Origin of the sequence: Cellulomonas sp. URHD0024 (assembly GCF_000426185.1) — a bacterium.
In the GTDB taxonomy this organism is placed as follows: Bacteria; Actinomycetota; Actinomycetes; order Actinomycetales; family Cellulomonadaceae; genus Cellulomonas.
In genome coordinates this window covers 379,197-395,608 of the sequence record NZ_KE384505.1, presented here as the reverse complement: position 1 = coordinate 395,608, position 16,412 = coordinate 379,197, and the positions used below count along the sequence as shown (strand labels likewise).

Annotated in this window: 9 protein-coding genes; 3 read left to right on the top strand and 6 right to left on the bottom strand. The window is 72.0% G+C overall.

The window, feature by feature from the left end; all coding sequences use genetic code 11:
- Nucleotides 1-38 precede the first annotated feature (38 nt).
- Nucleotides 39-1,106: an FAD-binding oxidoreductase gene (locus I847_RS27225; protein WP_028050800.1), complete on the bottom strand. Its 1,068-nt coding sequence runs from the start codon at nucleotides 1,104-1,106 to the stop codon at nucleotides 39-41.
- A gap of 59 nt (nucleotides 1,107-1,165) precedes the next feature.
- A complete protein-coding gene (locus tag I847_RS24735; RefSeq protein ID WP_155856215.1) occupies nucleotides 1,166-4,723 on the bottom strand; it encodes a BTAD domain-containing putative transcriptional regulator in 3,558 nt (1,185 codons plus the stop codon).
- A 281-nt stretch (nucleotides 4,724-5,004) separates the two neighbouring features.
- Between I847_RS24735 and I847_RS24730 the strand changes: the two genes are divergently transcribed.
- From I847_RS24730 to I847_RS0118035, 3 genes are all read left to right on the top strand, one after another.
- Complete coding sequence (locus I847_RS24730; protein ID WP_051275046.1) at nucleotides 5,005-5,280, top strand: PadR family transcriptional regulator; 276 nt, start codon at nucleotides 5,005-5,007, stop codon at nucleotides 5,278-5,280.
- Nucleotides 5,277-5,852: a hypothetical protein gene (locus I847_RS0118040; RefSeq protein ID WP_028050799.1), complete on the top strand. Its 576-nt coding sequence runs from the start codon at nucleotides 5,277-5,279 to the stop codon at nucleotides 5,850-5,852. The genes I847_RS24730 and I847_RS0118040 overlap by 4 nt, the downstream gene beginning before the upstream one ends.
- Before the next feature lie 326 nt (nucleotides 5,853-6,178).
- On the top strand, nucleotides 6,179-8,962 hold the full coding sequence (locus I847_RS0118035; protein WP_028050798.1) for an NACHT domain-containing NTPase: 2,784 nt from the start codon (nucleotides 6,179-6,181) through the stop codon (nucleotides 8,960-8,962).
- A gap of 39 nt (nucleotides 8,963-9,001) precedes the next feature.
- Here I847_RS0118035 and I847_RS0118030 read toward each other — a convergent pair whose 3' ends face one another.
- The 4 genes from I847_RS0118030 to I847_RS25945 all read right to left on the bottom strand — a co-directional run bounded on the left by I847_RS0118030 (nucleotide 9,002) and on the right by I847_RS25945 (nucleotide 16,367).
- Entirely contained in the window at nucleotides 9,002-11,086 is a 2,085-nt protein-coding gene (locus I847_RS0118030; protein ID WP_028050797.1) for a RecQ family ATP-dependent DNA helicase, read from the bottom strand.
- A gap of 294 nt (nucleotides 11,087-11,380) precedes the next feature.
- Nucleotides 11,381-12,154 carry an SDR family oxidoreductase gene (locus tag I847_RS0118025; RefSeq protein ID WP_028050796.1) on the bottom strand — a complete coding sequence of 258 codons (774 nt, stop codon included), beginning with the start codon at nucleotides 12,152-12,154 and terminating at the stop codon, nucleotides 11,381-11,383.
- Between the two features lie 70 nt (nucleotides 12,155-12,224).
- Entirely contained in the window at nucleotides 12,225-14,873 is a 2,649-nt protein-coding gene (locus I847_RS25950; RefSeq protein ID WP_051275045.1) for a cellulase family glycosylhydrolase, read from the bottom strand.
- Nucleotides 14,874-14,936: 63 nt separating this feature from the next.
- Nucleotides 14,937-16,367: a D-alanyl-D-alanine carboxypeptidase family protein gene (locus I847_RS25945; RefSeq protein ID WP_051275044.1), complete on the bottom strand. Its 1,431-nt coding sequence runs from the start codon at nucleotides 16,365-16,367 to the stop codon at nucleotides 14,937-14,939.
- Nucleotides 16,368-16,412 lie beyond the last annotated feature (45 nt).

Here is a 16,412-nt window from a genome sequence, read left to right as displayed (position 1 = left end):
AGCCGGACCGGGTGGCAGACGGCCGTGCGGTGGTCCGGTCAGACGGGCAGGACGAACGTTCCTGCCGGGTCGATCCGACGACGCAGCGCGACGAGCCGGTCCTCGACCTCCGCGGGCAGCGCGATCGCGTCGACGCCCAGCGTGATCGGTGCGCCGTAGCTCGTCACGAGGTACGTGCTGCTCGTGTGGGTGCGTGCACCGGTCGGCTGGCCGAGCAGGGCTCCACCGGCCAGGCGGACGGTCACCTCCGCGGGCGTCCGGGCGAGGGTGCGCAGGTCGTCGACTCCGAGGTGCTCGAGGAACCGGGCGGCCAGCGGTCCGGTGGTCGCGTGCTCGGAACGCAGATCACGCAGCACGGTGCCGGCGCTCAGCGGCTCGCCCGGGCCGTCGAACGTCACGACGTCCGCACGCAGCCGGCCGTCCGACAGTCGCACGGTGACGCCGGCACCGTCGGGGTGCGCATCGCGCAGCAGCCGGACCGCCTCGTCGGGATCGACCTGGGCCGTCCACAACGACAGCGTCCGGGCTTCGGCGGTGGCCAGGACGAGCTCCGTCACCACGGCGGCCGAGGGGCCGCCGCCGCGCACGGCCCAGAGGAGGTCCTCGTCGGCCTCCCGCGCATCGCCGCTCGCGAGCACGACACGTGCGCCGACGACCCGCGAGCTGGCCAGCCCGAGCAGGCGACCGAACGTGCCGATCCCACCCTCCAGCGTGCTTCCGACGACGCCGAGGCGCGGGTCGTCGGGCACGGGGACCAGTCGGTCGCCGACCGCGTCGACCACGTCACCCCAGAGGGCGCCGGCCTGCACGCGCACCAGCCCAGCCTCCACGCGCACGCCCGACATCCCGGCGGTGCGCAGCAGGATCGCGTCGTGCAACGCGCTCATCGGGCGGCAGCCCATCGCCGTGCGCTGCACCGCGACCCGCAGACCGTGCCGGTGCGCGAACGCGACGAGCTCGGACACCTCGGCCTCGTCGCCGGGGTAGGCCACCGCGAGCGGGCTCAGACCCTGCGCGCCGGCGGCATAACCGGGGTCACCGGGCAGGTGGACCGCACCACCGCACAGATCGATGAGGGTGGTGAGCACGGGCTGCGGCAGGAGCACGGAGCGGCCTTTCGGGGGCGGAGCTGGTCCATGCCACCATGCGCCGCCGACCTTGGGGCCTACTTGAGGCCTTCTGAGATGCCTGCGAGGAGGTGCTCCACCAGCTGCGGGCTGACCTGCAGACGGTCCGCGATAGCACGGACGCTCACCCCCGCGGTGACGAGGTCCGCGAGGTGACGCTGGGTCGTCGTCAGCGGGATCGGTGCGATCGTCTGCTCGGGTGCGCCGAGCCGGCGCAGTCCTTCCCGAGCACTGGCGGCGATCCCGTCGGCACCACCGCCGTGCGCGACGGCCACAGCCTCGGTGAGGAGCTGGACCGCCTCGTCGTCGGGCACCAGGGCCGCCAGCGACACGAGCGCCCGGGACAGCTGGACGCGGGACGGGGTCGTGCGCAGCAGGTCCACGGCGTGGCGCAGGTCGTCGGCCCCGTCTGCACCGCGCAGCTGTCCGCGGACGCGAAGGATGCGGCCCAGCAGGCGCGGGGACCCCCACGACTCCGCGAGCGCGAGCTCGTCGTCGACGAGGGCGATCGCCTCGTCGACCCGCCCGAGGCCCGCCAGCGCGCCGGCGCGCAACGACCGCCACGGCCGCCACACGGGACTGATCACGGACCCCATCAGGGTCTCGCTCTCGTCGAGCACCGCGAGCGCCTCGGCGTAGCGTCCCTCGGCGGTGAGCAGGGTCGCCGTCGCATCGAGGTAGAGCCGTCGCCCGTCGCCCGCACGCACCCGCCCCTCGGTCGCATCCGTGAACGCCCGAGCCCTGCGCAGGTCTCCGCGGTCCACGAGCACGACGATGAGGTAGGCCTCCGAGTACGACGAGGCGATGCCGATCGCACCCCACTCGTTGGACTGCTCGATCGCCGTGCGCAGGGAGTGCTCGGCCTCACGCAGCTCACCGGCCCAGGACTGGGCGTGCCCCCACCACAGGTGCGTCGAGAGGGCCGTGAACAGAGGGCCCTGCGTGTAGGCGCGCGCGAGGGTGTCGGGCCAGAAGGAGCCCAGGTCGATGTCCGCCGCGTCGAGGACGAACGTCGCGATGACCCAGAACAGTCCGGGGTCGTTCGCCTGCAGCACCCCGCCGTCCATCGCGAACCGAGCGAGCGCGACCGCGCCCTCCCGGTCGACGCCGGCGATCAGCTTCTCCCACGCCAGCTGCGACGCGAGCATGCGCGCCCCGACGCCGTCGCCCTCCACGTGGACCGCGCGGGTCTGCCAACGGTCGGCGGGCAGCCCGTGGATGTAGCCACCGATGCGTGCGATGGCTTCGAGGCCCTGGCGCAGGTCGTCCATGCCGGGGGGCAGCGCGTCGGCGGCGCGGCTCGCGAACTCCGTCGCCACCCCCGGACCGGCCGCGAACACCAGAGTCTGGGCAGCGACGGCCGCGACCCGTGCGGCCTCGGGGCCCGCAGGCAGCAGCGCGTACGCCTCGAGCAGGTGGTCGACCGCCTCGGCGCCGTCGACCACCGCCTCGACGATGCCGAGCTCACCCAGCACCGGACCGCGGTCGGCCGGCGGCTCGGCGAGCGCCCGGCGCAGGTAGGTGATCGCGCTGCCGGGTGCGGCGCGCTCCGCCGCCACGCGTGCCGCCTCGCGCATCGCGTCGACCACCCACTGCTCCCCGCGGTGCGGTGCCTGGAGCAGGTGCGCCGCGACCCGCTCCGCGGCAGCACCCTGGTCGTTGAGCAGCCGCGCGGCCCGCTCGTGCGCGAGCTCGCGCTGACCCGGCGCCAGGCTGCGGTAGGCGGCGTCGCGGACCAGGGGGTGCACGAACCCGAGCGGGTAGTCGTACCGCAGGATCTCGGTGGCGGACAGGGCGGCGATCGCGTCGGCGGCGGCCGTCTCGGACAGTCCGGCGAAGGTCGCGACGAGCGGCAGCGTGCACCCGTCGCCGAGCACCGCGACTGTCCGCGCCACCTCGCCGGCGTCGGCCGAGAGCCGGTCCAGGCGGCGCATCACGATGCTGGAGATCGCCCGCGAACCGATCGCGTTCACCGTGTCGGCGTGCGAGGTGTCGGGCCGGACGCCCTCCGACTCCAGCGCCCGCAGCAGCTGGCGGACCAGCAGCGGGTTGCCTCCCGTGGTGCGGTGGCAGGCGTCGACGAACGGCTGCTCGGCGGGCCCGAGCCGTTGCGTCACCAGGTCCGCGACGCCCTCCGCCGTCAGCGGCCCGGGATGGACGGCGACGGTCGCGGGGTCCTGGGCCAGGTCCGCGAGCAACGACTGCTCCGCGTGCGGCTCGCCCGTCCGGATCGTCGCGACGACGAGCAGCGGCAGGTCCTGTGCACGGCGAGCGAGGTACGCGAGGAAGCGCAGCGTGCCCACGTCGCACCACTGCAGGTCGTCGACCGCGAGCACCAGGGGGCGGTCGTCGGTGAGCCGCACCGTCAACCAGTACAGGCCGTGCAGCACCGAGAACGAGCTGTCCCCGGGCGGTGCGGCGTTGTCCGGCCCGACGTCGAACACCGCCTTGGCGCCCGCCGCCGCACCGTCGAGGAGCGACGCTCGCACGGACACGTCCGCCAGCAGGGGCTCCAGCAGCTGCCGCACGACGCCGTACGCGAACTCCTGCTCGAGCAGGCTCCCCCGCCCGACCAGCACCCGGGCTCCACGCTGCTCCGCGTTGCCGCGGACCTCGGTCAGCAGCCGCGTCTTGCCGATGCCCGCCGGGCCCTCGACCAGCGCGATCGACCCCTCACCGGCGAACGCGTCGTCCAGCCGCTGGTCGAGCTGGGCGAGCTCACGGTGGCGGTCGACCAGCTGGTCGGCAGGACGGGCGGGCGCCGCCTGGGTGACGCGCGTGCCGTTCGACGGTGTGCTCGGCGGCGGGACCCGCGGGCTGAGCGCCGGGTCCTGCGCGAGGATCTGCGCCTCGACGGCCTGCAGCGCCGGCCCCGGGTCCACGCCCAGCTGGTCGACGAGCAGCGTGCGGGCTCGTCGCAACGCGCCCAGCGCGTCCGCCTGCCGCCCCGACCGGTAGAGCGCGAGCGCCAACAGCCGCCAGCGGTCCTCGCGCAGCGGCTCGTCGGCCACCAGCGCCTCGAGCTCGGGCACCAGGACGGCCGTCTCCCCCGTCGCCAGCCGCGCGGCGGCCAGCTGCTCGACGGCGACGGCCCTCAGCGCGTCGAGCCGGGCGGACTCCGCATCGGCCCACCCCTGACCGGCATGCTCGGCGTAGGGCGTGCCTCGCCACAGCTCCAACGCGGTGCGCAACGGGCCGACCGCCGCGGGGACCTCCCCGAGCGCCGACGCCTCGCGCACCAGGTCCTCGAACCGCCAGGCGTCGACCGCGTCGTCGGAGAGCCGGACCGCGTAGCCGCGACCCTCGCTGACCAGCAGCGACCCGCGGCTGCGCGCCGCGCTGGCGGGTTCGAGCGCTCGCCGCAGGTGCGAGACGTACGACTGGAGCGCCGCCGCGGGGTTCCCGGGCGCACCGTCCTGCCAGACCTCGTCGACGATCCGGCCCGCAGGAACCGCCACGCCACGGGCGACGAGCAGAAGCCCGAGCACCGCGCGCTGCCGGGGTCCGCCGAGGTCGAGGGACCTGCCGGCGCTCGTCGCGCCCATGCCCCCGAGGACCCTGAGGAACAGGTCCCCACCGTCCGGCAGCGCAGGCACGCGGTTCCCCTCCTGCACGAGCCTCGATCCGACCCCTGCTGTGCCGCAATATATGGCACCTCCGGCGACGTGACCAGCAGGTCTGCCCTGTCGTCCGCGGCAGAATCGGCGCCGGCACCCCGAATTCGTGCGGTTGCCGCGAGTTCGTGCGTTGAAACGCACGAACTCGCCTCAAAGGCTCGAACTCGGGCGGGGGTGGGCGGTGAGCGTCAGGGCCGTCGCATGGGGGGATCGCGCGGTTGGCTTGTCGCGTTCTGTTCCTATATATGTAGAGTCAGCACGTGGGGACCTATCTGAGGCTGACGCCTGCGCTGCGCGGCGTGCTCGGGTGCTTCCTGGCAGCGGAGGCCGAGGTCTGGGGTCTGCTCGTGGCCAAGCAGACCGGTCGCCCCACCGGAACGATCTACCCGCTGCTCGAACGCCTCGAGCGCGAGGGGTTCGTGCGATCACGCTGGGGCGAGGACGCGCCCGGCGCACGCCGGCGGCTGTACACCTTGACGCCCGAGGGCCACGCGTGGGCGACCGACAAGCTCAGCACCGGAAGGGACGTCCCATGACCACCCCCGCACAGCGCGTCGACCGGGCCGTCCGGCTCACGCCGCGGGACGACCGCCCCCGGTACGAGCCCGAGTGGCGCACCGACCTCGCCGAAGCGCAGGCGCAGGGTCTCGACGCCCACGACGTCGCGCGGGGAGCTGTGCGCCTGGCGGTCCGACTGCGGATGGGGCAGCTGGGACACGTGCTGGTGGGCCGGTCGGGTGCCGGTCCCGCGCTGGGGCTCTGGGGCGGACTAGGCGCGCTTCTCGTGGCGACGTCTCTGATCGGTGGACCGTTCGTCGTCCTCAGCCTCGTCGCGGTCGTCGCTGTCGTCCTGATCCTGGCGCGCACCGGGACGCCGTCGCACTGGAGCCACTGGCTGATGGTCGCGTCGGTGGTCGTCGGTGTCGTCGCGTTCGGGTACGTCTTCTGGTCGGTCGGCGCGGTCGTCGATGCTGCCGACGACTTCCGGCCCGAGCCTGCGGCCGCGGCCTACGCCGGCCTCGGGCTGGTCGTGATGCTGCTCAGCGCCGTCGGTCTGATCGTCTCGGCGGTCATCGCGGCGCACCGGGAACGCCGGACGCGCCCCTGACCATGCCCCGGCGTCACCCCGCTCTCGGCGGCATCGCGGCGAACGACCGCAGGCGGTCCCGTTCGACGTTTCGGAGGTGCCAGCGTGCCGCGACCAGCCTGATACGGCGGCGCTCCGCGCCCGTGCTCAGCCAGGCCCCTCCTCACTGCGTCGCAGCACCTCGCCGGTCGCTCCTTACCAGCACGGACTGAGCACGGCCCGACCGGCAAGCCACGGATGGCCCCGACCGCCAATGACGGCGGGCACACTATTCACCCCGCGCAACCAGAGACACGCACAAGTCGAATCTGACATTCTCGTCATGTCGACTTGATGCACAGCGACCCGTGGCCGTCGCCACTTCACCGCCCGGCGGGCGGCGCGTAGACCTGTCTCACGAGTATTCGGACAGGACAGTCTCGAAACTCGACGCCGAGGAGACAACGCAGATGGGAACATTCTTTTCAGACGTGTGGGATCCTATCCGCACCCCGCTGATCCTGTTTCTCACCGTGCCCGTCATCGCCTTCATAGCAAGCTTCCGAAAATTCTTCCGGTCCAAGGCGATCCAGGTCGCCGACGCCTTGCAGTACAGCCTGGATCGCTGGATCAACTTCACGATCAGCGCTTCGGCGAGCATGCGGACATACTGTCGGATCGCCCTGGCACGGCCAGATACCGCATCGCTACGGGTCCCCGGCGACGATCGGGAAATACCGACCGACGGGATGTTCGTTCGCCTCAATCTGGAGTCCACCGACCAGGCGGCGTACACGAGCATCGACGTTCTCGATGCCGGGCACCGCCTCCGAGTGATCGGAGATCCTGGTTCGGGCAAGACATCGCTCGTCAAGCGCATCTTCCGCGACAGCTGCCGCAAAGCGATCGCCTCACCAAAGACGCAGCCGCTGCCACTGATCATCGAGCTGAAAACGCTGAGACCTCCGGCGTCGGACGTTTCCGACGAGGAGATCGAGGAGTGGATATGGCGGGTCTGCAAGGACAAGGTCGAACCCGTGCACGGCTACAAGATGGACGCCCTGTTCGAGCAGTACAGCAAATCCTCCGATTCCGGCCTGCTCGTACTGCTCGACGGTCTCGACGAAGTCGCTGCTGATCGCTACCCAGCGGTAAGACGCGCACTGAACCTCCTGAGCCGCCGCCTGTCCGACAGGAGCGCAGCCAATCGGGTGGTCCTGACGATGCGCGTGCAGTTCCACCAGCAGAGCCGCCAGGACTTCGCCGACCAATATCCAAGCGTGCTCGCGGTCCGACCATTCTCGACCGGCGACATCTACGACTTCCTCGTCCGCTGGTTCACGACCCTTCCGTCAAAGACGGTGACTGCGGCGAACGTCCACGCCGAGCTGGCGGAGAAACCTAGCCTCCGCGACCTGTGCAGGAATCCACTGGTGCTCGCGATGTACGTCTCAAACTTCCTCAAGGTGCGGGGACAGAACCTCCCCGACACCCGCACCCAGTTCTACCAGGAAGTCACCAAGGAACTGCTCATCCGACGCAGGAGCGAACAGCTGGGGGACAGACGGGCCCAGGTCGTCGCGCTGCGGCAGAGACAAGCGATCTTCGGGATCCTCGCGCTCGAGAACATGGTGGATCCCGCACAGGCGACGAACTCGCTCTCCTGGGCACGCGCGCTCGAGGTTGTCGCCGAGGTCACCGGGGTCGAGGCTGACGACGCCGACGAAGCGTTCACCACGCTGGGATCCGAGACCGGGCTCACGGCTGTCGAACGGGACGGCGAGTCCTTCCGCTTCCTCCATCGGAGCTTCTGTGAATTCTTTGCAGCGCTCGAGGCAGCGCGCGGGGAAAGGTCGGATGCCTGGCGTGGAGTCATCGACGCGCGCAGGGCGTTGGCCGCGGACTCGACGCGGCGCGCGGACTCCCGACTCGACGACACCGTGGCGTTCATGGTCGGCCTGCTCCCTAATCGCGAGCAACAACGTGCTGCGCTCACTGCGGTCGCCGAAATCGGCCATGATCCCCTGCTCGGCCGCTGTCTCCTGGAGACCCAGGCGTACGACCACGACATCTGGCCGCAGTACTTCACACACGAGCGGACGTTCCTTCTCTCCGTCGAATCTACGGCTTGGGACGATTCGTGGCTTCGCCGCCTGCACCTCTATCAAACGGTTGTCGCCGACGCAACCAATGCGGAGACGATGAATGTTCGCCCGCGCCAGGCGCTGGACGGCGACGACCTCTTCACGATGTTCAGCACGCTCGTGGGCGACAGCCGCGATCGGCTAAACACCCTGTTCTCACGCTATGCAGGGGAGGGCGCCTCCGCCGCATTCCGCCTGGCCCGCGGAGTAGGCGTCGACCTTGTCACGGAGTCTCCTGGTCTTATTGTCAACGCGATGCACGAGGACGCACCGTTCCTTGACTTTGCGATCGAACAGGCCGGCGCGGACTCCACAGACGCGAGGGCGTGGGCACGAATTATTGCGGAGGCCGCTCTCGAGTCTCGATACCTCGCCGTGACGCTCAACAAGGTGCCGTGTCCGTCGCGTTGGCTCGATGAGCTCGCCTTGATGCCCAGATCGGCCCGGCTGGACCGCGATTTTCCCAAGTCCGCCCATCGCCCATCGATCTACGCCGCGGCAATGTCGCTCGCGATGCACGGCACGGCTGGGAAGCACGAAAGGGTCGCCACGGACGCAGTGGAGTCGAAATTCCCGCTGGTCGACGCGCTTTCGCTCGTGCCAGCACCGGCTGTCGGTATGCACATGTGGCCGGGCCTTGCGCTGGCGGGTATTGGCTTCGCGGGGTTCGTCGCACTGGCAGGCGCCCCGCTCAGCGCCAACCAGGCCGGAGCCTTGTCGATCGCGGTGACCCTGCTGCTGTTGTTCTCGATTGTCGTCGCTGTTCGTCCGGTTGCGCGCCGGACCCACTACAGGATGCTGCTCCTGCTTCGAAAGTATTTCTCGCTAGACGTCACGACGATGTTGCTCACCTACCCCTACATGGCGATGCGTGTTTCACTCACCCTGTTCGACCGAAAGTTCTTACGGGCTTCGGATGCGCTCATCAAGCTCCACGACCAAGGTGGCAATGCGCTCTCGACGCGGTTCATGTCCCTCAGGCCTGGTCCCACGCGCCTCGCCGACTGACGCACCTGTGTCTCGTTGCGCGCGTCGGGGTTGCACCTGTCAGGCAACCGTGGCCAGCAGGAGCGGCAGGACACGTGACGCGCCGCATCGGCGGAGCTCACGGGCGGCAACGGTGATCGTCCAGCGACTGCTCGCCAAGTCGTCGACCAGCAGCACCGGACCGGGAGGCAGCTCGAGCATCGATGCGTCGAACCGTTGCCAGACGCCCGCCAGACGAAAGGCGCTGCTGCCGCCCGCTTCGCCGGTCGGGCCCCCGTCGACCAGACAGAGCGCGCCCGCGTAGGGCAGACGCCCGATCTCCGCCAGCCCGCGGGCGAGGGAGTCGACGAGCAGCGGGCGCCGTCGTGACGGCATCGCGACCACGGACGTGGGCCGTTCCTCCCAGTCCCACTGCGCCAGGACGCGGACGCAGCCGTCGAGCATCGCCCTCGTCACCGGAGCATCCGGCGCCCCTGCCGCGAACACCGACCGCAGGACGTTGCCCCAACCCAGGTCCGTCAGACGGGCGAGGGCTCGGCCCTCGGAGGCTCGCTCCCCGACCGGGATGTTCCCGCGGACGCCCAGGCGGTCCGCGACGCCGACCGGCCACTGGGCGCGCGGCTCGATCGGGACGCCGACGCGGTCGATGGCACGGGAGGCCTCGGCAGACGCGTCTGGAGCCACGTCGACCGGGTACCACGCGCCCGCGCACGAGTCGCAGCGGCCGCACGGTCTGGCGGTCTCGTCGTCGAGCGAGCGCTGCAGGAACTCCATGCGGCAGCCGGACGTGCGCTCGTACTCGATCATGTGGTCCTGCTCGGCGGTTCGGGCGGCCGCGATCCGCTCGTAGCGTTCGGCGTCGTAGGTCCACGGCCGGCCGGTCGACTCCCACCCGCCCTTCACCCGACGCACGGCACCGTCGACGTCGAGCACCTTGAGCAGCAGCTCCAGCTGGGTCCGGCGCACGTTGACGAGCGCCTCCAAGGCGGGCGTCGACAGGACCGAACCGTCGGCCAGCTCGCGCAGGACGCGTGAGGCCCGGTCCTGGGACGGCATCGACGCCGTCGCGAAGTACTGCCAGATGTCGCGGTCCTCGGGGCCGGGGAGCAGGAGCACGTCGGCGGACGCGGTCGCGCGGCCGGCGCGGCCGACCTGCTGGTAGTACGCGACCGGCGACGAGGGCGCGCCGAGGTGCAGGACGAAGCCGAGGTCGGGCTTGTCGAAGCCCATGCCGAGCGCACTCGTCGCGACCAGGGCCTTCACCTCGTTGGCCTTCAGGGCGGCTTCCAACGACTCACGCTCCGCCGGATCGGTCTGCCCCGTGTAGGCGCGCACCGACAACCCCGCCTCGCGCAGCAGACGGGCGGTGTCCTCGGCGGCCGAGACGGTGAGCGTGTAGATGATCCCGGACCCGGGCAGGTCCGCCAGGTGGCTGAGCAGCCAGCCGAGCCGGGTCTTGGCGTCGGGCAGCCGCAGCACGCCGAGCCGCAGGGACGTGCGTGCCAGCGGTCCGCGGATCGTCAGGACGGACGATCCGCCGAGCTGTTCAGCCACATCGGCGACGACCCGGGCGTTGGCGGTGGCCGTGGTCGCGAGGACCGGGACATCGGGCGGGATCGCTGCGATGAGGTCGCGCAGGCGGCGGTAGTCCGGGCGGAAGTCGTGGCCCCAGTCGCTGATGCAGTGCGCCTCGTCGACCACGAGCATCCCGAGCCGCTCGACGAGCGCGGGCAGCTGGGTCTCACGGAACGACGGGTTGTTCAGCCGCTCGGGCGAGACGAGCAGCACGTCGACCTCGTCGGCCGCCAGCGACGCCAGCAGCGACGACCACTCGTGCGCGTTGGTCGAGTTGATGGCGACGGCCCGCACACCCGCCCGCTCGGCGGCGGCCACCTGGTCCCGCATCAGCGCGAGCAGCGGGGACACGAGCACAGTCGGACCCGCACCGCGCGCACGCAGCAGCATCGTCGCGACGAAGTACACCGCCGACTTGCCCCAGCCCGTGCGCTGCACGACGAGCGCCCGCCGGTGCTCGTCGACAAGCTGCTCGATCGCCTCGAGCTGCCCGTCATGGAACACCGCGGCCGGACTGCCGACGAGCTGCCGCAGCACCGCCAGGGCATCGTCGAACGTCGTGTCGGTCACGGGCCAACCCTGCCAGCCGCCGGGGACATCACGAGCACGTCATCCCCAGGGAAAGGACGCCGAGGCCGCGCTCAGTCCTCCCGACTGACCGCAACCAGCCCGACGCTGACCGAGAACAACGTGGGTGACGCCAAGACCCCCTATGACGGCACTCAGGTTGTTCTCGACGCCGGATGGGCCGGCGCCCGCTCGCTCGACGGGGCGGACGTCGCGACCGTCGGCACGACGACGCCTACCCGGACGGCCAGGAGACCGGCGAGAGGCTATCGGCCCGGCCCGCGCCGCCGGGCACCTTCACCAGGTCGAGTCACCACGGAGCACGGCGTCGGAGCCCCCGTCGATGAAGACGACCTGACCGCACAGGTGCGTGTTCTCCTCGCTGATCAGCCAGGCGAGGAGTGCCGCAGGCGCGGACGGCTCCATGAACCCGTTCAGCGGCATCGGCACCTGCTCGGCGAGAGCCTCCCGCCGCTCGGGGGTGGAGATGAGGCTCGCGACCAGGGGGGTCTTGACGATCCCGGGCGCGATCGCGTTGAGCGGGATCCCGGCGCCGGCCCAGCGCTCGGCCGGGGCGGACCGCCGCAGCCAGCGGCTCAGAGCCGCCTTCGACGTGCCGTAGACGAGGCGGCCGAGACCGGTGTCGACGAGCGTGTCGGCCCGGTCGAGGGCAGCGCGCTCCTGGTCGGCGAGGCAGAGGTCGACCAGCTCGTCGTCGCGCGGCAGCAGGCTGGACATCGAGGAGGTGACGACCGCGCGCGGTGCGGACGAGCCGGCGAGGAGCGGCCGCAGCCCTTCCAGGGTGGCGAGCGCGCCGAAGTAGTTGACGGCGACGACCGCGGCGCCCGAGCTCGCCACACCGGCGATCGCCGCGATCGCGTCGATCGTGCCGCCGCTGAGGTCGCGGGCCTGCTCGACCAGGTCGCGCCGGCCGTCTGCCGACGTCAGGTCGACGACGACGTCGCTGTCGTGGAGGTCGACCCCGATGACGCGCTCTCCGCGGGACTCGAGCAGCTCCTTGGTGGCCAAGCCGATCCCGGACGCAGCTCCCGTGACGACTACCGTGCGCATCGCACGCTCCTTTGCCGAGTCGAGACCGCCATGGTCTCGCGTCGACGTCAGGCGCGCGCCGCGGAGGCGGTCAGGCCCCCACCTCGACCGTGTAGCGGCCCGTGGCACACCCGGTCACCCGCCAGCCGCCGTCGACCTTCGTCGTCTCGACCCCCGTCACGCCCACCGTGCTCACGACCGGTGACGCATCGCCCGGCACCCACACGTCGAGCCGGCAGTTGATGTCGGGGTCGTCGACGGACGCCCGGAACGTCAGTCCGGCGCCGCCGGACATCAGCGAGTCGAGCCGTCCGGGGAACGCCTGCGGGTACGCCCGGCTCAGCGGCTCCGCGAAGCCGGCCGGGGGCGGGGTCAGCTCGCCGGTGGCGCAGTCGACCGAGACGAGGTTGCCGGAGCTGGTCGCGTCGTCGCCGGTCTCCGGGGAGCCGCAGCCCTGCCGCCACACCCAGAAGGCGCCGCCGACGCCGAGCCGGTCCTGTGCGCCGACGAAGCGCTGCACCTTGGCACCGTCGACGTCGGGGTCCCCGAACCAGCCCCACTCCCCCAGCCAGAGCGCGGCGCCGTACGACCTGGCCGCCTCGGCGGACATCGTCAGGTTCCGCTCGATCGACGCGATCGTCAGCCCGAGGCTCTGGTCCAGCGTGATCGACTCGCTGTACGGGTGCGGCGAGAACACCAGCTGCGTGTCGCTGGTGAACCCGGGCGGCGGCGTCACGTCGAACCCGAGGCCGGACCACAGCACGCTCGGCTCGAAGAAGGCGAGGTGCGCGAAGCCGCCGGACGTCGACTCGGCCTCGCGGATCGCCGTGATCGCCGCGTCGTAGTACCGCCCGAGCAGCAGGCCGCTGCTGACCGGCGGCGTCGCGCCGATGCCGGGCTCGTTGAACAGGTCGTACCCGGCGACGGCCGGCTCGTCCGCGAAGGCGGCGGCGACGGTCGCCCAGGTGCGCACGAGCTCCTTCTGGATCCCGTCGCGGTCCGTGTAGAAGCTGCTGTACGCCGTCGCGACCGCGGGCGCCAGGTCGCGCGCCATGAACTGGCAGTGCAGGGCGCCGTCGGTGAACGTCGCCCAGTCCGGGGCACCGTCCCAGCCGGTGGTCGGCGAGGTCCCGAGGCCACAGCTCTCGTCGGGCCGCGCCAGCGCGTTGCCCCAGGCGTCCTCGTGCATGTCGAGGACGGTGTACAGGCCGTTCCTCTTGGCGTCCGCGACGGCGTTCTTGACCTCGTCCAGGTAGTCCTCGTCGAACGAACCCCGAGTCGGCTCCAGCCGCGACCACGACATGCCGAGGCGCACCACGTTGAAGCCCATCGCCGCCATCTGCGCGAAGTCCTCGTCGGTCGGCGGCTGTGTCGCCGGGACGGCAGGGTCTCGCAGGTAGTAGTCGATCAGCTGGTTCACGTTGGCGCCGCGCAGGATCACCCGCCGCCCGGTGACGTCGCCGATCACCGGCAGGCCGCCCTTCTCGCGCGCCGGCAGCAGGTGCAGCCGCTCCATCCCGCCGCTCGCCTTCTGCGGCGGTACGGCGTCGGGCCCCTTCGCGGGCGTCGGCACCGCGAGCGGGACCAGGAGCAGGACCACGGCGGTTCCGACGACGACCCAGGTGCGCAGCTGCGGCACGCGCACACGGCCGCGTCCCATGAGTGCCGTCGCTGCCGCGGCGATCGGGCCGACCCCGACGCCGTACCCGATCCCGGTGGCGACCGCGATGAGTGTCGTCGCGATCCACCAGCTGTCCGGGCCCGCGACGTCGAGGTGGCCGGTCGCACCGGCGACGACCGCCCCGAGCACCCCCAGCGCCACACCTGCGACGATCGCGGCGAGCCAGACGGCAAGCGCGCCCTCGTCGGGAGTCCGCCGCAGCGCGGACCGGACGGTCAGCCCGAAGATGGCGAGGAACACCAGCGTCCCGGCCAGGGCGCCCAACGCGCTGGCGGCAGTGGTCGGCGCCAGCAGCGGTCCGGCGAACGCGTAGCCGACCGGCCCGCCGCGCCACGAGGTGTTGCCCACAGCCGCGAGCGCCACGACGACGAACATGATCCCCACGGCGAGACCCGTCGCCGTGGCTACGGTCGGGCGGCTGGGCGCCTCGGCGGGAGCCGGCGCAGGACCGCCCGTCGTGGCCGTAGCGCCGGCTGCGGTGTCGGCCCTGCCGCCGACGGCTGCGTCGTCGCCGGCTGTGTCGAGGTCGGCTGTCTCGGTGCCGGCGGGGTCGGTCTGTCGTCGGCCGTGGGCCAGCGCCGCCGCGAGGCCGACCAGCGGTCCGGCGACCAGACCCTTGAGACCGGCGAACCCGCTCGTCGCGACGGCGAACGTCAGCGCCGACACGAAGCTCAGATGCGGTCCGACCAGCGGGAGCGCGGCGGCAAGGCCGGTGGCGGCGGCGGCGAGCGCGACGGCCCCCGTGACGGCGATCCACGTCGCCAGGAACATCCAGCCGGCTCGGGCGCTGGACCGGCCGACCGCGTAGACCGGCAGCACCGTGCCGGCGAGCAGGACGGGCAGGCCGACCACCAGCGGCGCCCACTGGTAGACACCCCCGAACCGGATCACGGGCATGCCGTGGCCGCCGACCGGCGCGAGCAACCCCGTCGGGTCGAGGAACGCGAGCAGCGCGACGAGCACGACGACGACCGAACCAGCGATCACGGACGTGCGGACCTCGCGGCGGCGCAACCGCGTGCGCGACCGGGCCGGGGACGACTCTGTCTGAAGGGCCATGGTGAGCGCGAAGCCTAGCGGGCCGACCTCTGAACGCCCGTCCGAGTCACCTGTTTGCGTGCGTCAGGGCGTTGGCGTCTGGCCGGGCACCGTCGGATCGGTCGCGTCGGGCAACGGAGTCGACGTCGGCGACTCGGTCGGCGACTCGGTGGGTGGGTCGGGGCTCGGCGTCGGCGTCGGGTGCGGGGTCGACGACACGCTGGGGGTGGGGGTCGGCGTCGGGGTAGGAGTAGTGCTGGGCGTGGGAGTCGGCGTGGGACTCGGACTCGGCGTCGGCGTCGGCGTCGGCGTCGGCGTCGCGCTCGGTTGCTCCGTGGGCGCGACCGGGGCCGGGGTCGCCGCGTTGGGCCGGCCGTTCACGAGGATCGGCGTCGACGTGCCGGTGCCGCGGTCGTCGGTCGTGCCGAACTCCCAGTGCCACGGCTCATGGGGACCGCGACCGTCCTCGTTCATGTACGTGGGGTGGTGCCAGCCGAAGAGCACGGCGTTGGCAGCGAGCCACGCGTACTGCGGCGATCGGTAGCTGTCGAGTCCGTCGCCGAGATCGACGGCCAGGCCCCAGCCGTGGTTCGACGTGCCGGGCACGGCGGCGAGCCCACCCTTGGCGGCCTTGGTGATCACCTGGGCGCCGAGGCTGCGGTACGAGTCCGTGATCACCATGTCGTGGCCGAACACCTGGTGGTAGGCCGCGTTCATCCGCACGAGGGCCGCCGCCGCGTCGCACCGCAGGTGCTGACCGGGCGCGAAGTCGACCGCGCACAGCACGTCGAGGGGGATGTTGCCGTTGGTGTAGCCGTCGGTCGAGTGAGCCTGCTGCTCCGCGAGGAGGATCGCCGCCTTGGTCGCCGCGTCGGCCGTCGTGCTGGCCTCCTGGGCGGCGACCGTGATGGCTGCAGCGGCGTCCCGGGCCTGCGCCGCGGCCGTCGCCGCCGCGACGACGTCGCGGTTCGCTGCCGCGGCGTGGGTCGCCCCGACCGCCGCGTCCAGGACCGCCACGTGCGGGTCGGTGGAGAAGAGCATGCGGGCCAGCGCCGAGTTCTGAGCGGACTGGTCCGCGAGGTCCAGGGCCACCCGGAGCACATCCGTCTCGACGCCCTTGACCACGCGGGACGCGACCGTCAGGTCACCTCCCGCGACCTGCTGGCGGGCGCCCCGCACCCGCGGGGCAAGGCTGTCGGCGGTCAGCACCGACGGCGGCACGTTCGACACCGACTCGACGAACTCGGGCGGTGCCGCGGGAAAGACGGGGTCGAACGTCGCCGGCGGGCTGGCGAGCGGACCGCCGACGAGGGTCACGGAGGCGGTCTCGACGGCCTCCACACGCTCGGTGAGCCGCGCCAGGGCCGATCGGTACGCCGCGCTCGTGGGCTTCGGCGCCAGCTGCTTGTGGGTGGCGGGGCCGCTGACCGTCTGGCGCTCGGTGCTCGGGACCACGCCGACCGAGGGCGACGGCGCGAAGGAGACCACGGCCAGGGCCCCCGCCAGGACGGTCACCGACGAGAAGGCGGCGACGGACCTGGAGCGCCACGCGCCGGGAAT

Bases quoted from the DNA above. Each gene is read 5' to 3' on its own strand.
- I847_RS0118040 (WP_028050799.1), top strand. From the start codon at position 5,277: ATGACCACCCCCGCACAGCGCGTCGACCGGGCCGTCCGGCTCACGCCG.
- I847_RS0118025 (WP_028050796.1), bottom strand. From the start codon at position 12,154: ATGCGCACGGTAGTCGTCACGGGAGCTGCGTCCGGGATCGGCTTGGCC.
- I847_RS25950 (WP_051275045.1), bottom strand. From the start codon at position 14,873: ATGGCCCTTCAGACAGAGTCGTCCCCGGCCCGGTCGCGCACGCGGTTG.